General features: G+C 58.2%; 1 protein-coding gene. It reads right to left on the bottom strand.

Going from position 1 to position 1,825, the window contains the following annotated elements; translation table 11 throughout:
• The coding region (locus tag AUR65_RS20315) for an ATP-binding protein (protein WP_233194396.1) at positions 1-1,825 on the bottom strand (1,825 nt) is incomplete at both ends.

Genomic DNA, 1,825 nt, shown 5'->3' with positions numbered 1-1,825 from the left:
GTACTTTTGACCGGCTGCAGACGCGTCCTCAACGAGATTCTGTTCCGTCAAGCGTTCCAAGTGGAGGTCTTCGTACTCGTCTCGGAGGGCCCGCATCGAGTTGAGGAGTGTATACTCAGTAGCCTCACGGTTCATCACCTCAAGAACTTGGCTGAGGAAATGGACATCATCATAGCTGAGGCCACGCTTCCGAAGTTCGTTATCGGAGATAGGGACCTCACTAGCTTGGACGGGCGATGAGCGAGCTTCCGGATGCCCGTTCCCGTCGCCCGGTGACTCCTCTTCGTCCTCAGTCGCCATGTTGAACAACGAGGTACTCTCCTGTGGCTCAGCATTGGTATCACTCGTTCCGGTCGATATCGACGGACTATCTGGTGTCCCTTGTCCGATGAACGAAGATTGCGTGGAGTCTGTTTCCACACGATTTCGATCAGCGGTAACTGTCGTGTCGTCTCTTGGGCTTCCCCAATCAGCCTCATCTCGGACCGAGGTAGATTTACTCACCTCACCAAGCCCATACTGAGCCTGTGTTCGCTCCGACAGTCGTGGGAGAGCGACAGTCTCGAAACGGTCCGCCTGTTCGACAGACAACGGCTCATCACTCTCTGGATGGCCAGCCGCTATCGGGAGCGGCTTCACCGAAAACGGGGCTGGCCCCGTCTCCCCGAATGACGGGCTCGGCAGTTGGGCGATCCACTCTCCACTGGGGAGCGTGTTAATCCGGTTTCGGAGGTCAGTCGGGCTCAGATCTTCGTGGGCCAACGATTCAGCGAGGTCGTGCTCAATCGAGATGTTCCCGATGAGCTTCGTCTTGATGTTGTTGAGAACCTCGTCGTAGGCGCGTTCGTTGCGGTTTCGAACCTGCCCGGGGAACTGCATCACCAGTCCCATGCTCAGACCGAACGACCGTCCCTGTGGAAGCAGTTGCTCGGAAACGAGTTTCGTTGCTGCAACAGGAGCGGCCTCTTCGATGATGAGATTGGTAAGGTTCTCGTAGTCCGTGTTCCCGTCACGGCGACGCACCTGCACCGCGTCCCAGAGGTTACTCAACAGGAGGAGTGTGATCGCTCGCTGTGCCTCCGGGCGAAGGTCGCCTAAGTCGAACAGGATCGTGACGTCTTCGTCGAGGAATTCACGGAAGTCGAATCGGTTGTCAACGTACTCTCCCGTCTCGTCCTGTTCCGGAACGTGGCTGAAGATCCGTCGCAGGTGGGCGTCTTCTCTGAGTTTATCGAGGCGGTTCCCGACGGCGTCCATCGACACTTGGAACTGGTGGTCGTCCTTCGCGAAGTGCCGCGTGAGCGACTCCTCGACGCTCCGATTGTCCGCCGAAACCGGCGGCACAGTTCGCTCCCGCTGCATCTCGAGGGCGGCCGCAAAGAGGTCATCCAACCCGAAGACGTCGCTGCCGTACTCCTCGTCGAACAGCGCCTTGATGAGGTAGCTGAGAATCTCGTTTGCGACGAACGCTTGTCCGTACTGCTCGCGGCCCATGATCATCCGCATGATATCGTGGAAGTGGTCGACCTTGTCCTGAATCGCGTCCGCCCGATTCCGTCCAGCGTCGAGTGCCGGCCGAATATCGAAAAAGGAAAACGCGGGAATCGTCTCGGGGACGCGGAACTGGTAGACATCGTCCAGCCCGTTGAAGCGCTCGTAATGACTCCGAAGGTAGTTGGCGCACATCCCGTCGCCCTTTGGGTCAACGATGACGACGGGACCACCAGTCGTCTCACGGAGCGACAGCGCATCGTTGATGATTGCTTTCGACTTCCCACTCCCAGTTGAGGCGAACCGACCGTAGTGTGTCGTCAGGAGCTTCGGG

It is taken from the genome of Haloferax marisrubri, assembly GCF_001469875.2.
In the GTDB taxonomy this organism is placed as follows: domain Archaea; phylum Halobacteriota; class Halobacteria; order Halobacteriales; family Haloferacaceae; genus Haloferax; species Haloferax marisrubri.
Note: the sequence above shows the minus strand (reverse complement) of the source record. Positions and strands in the feature narration are given on the sequence as shown.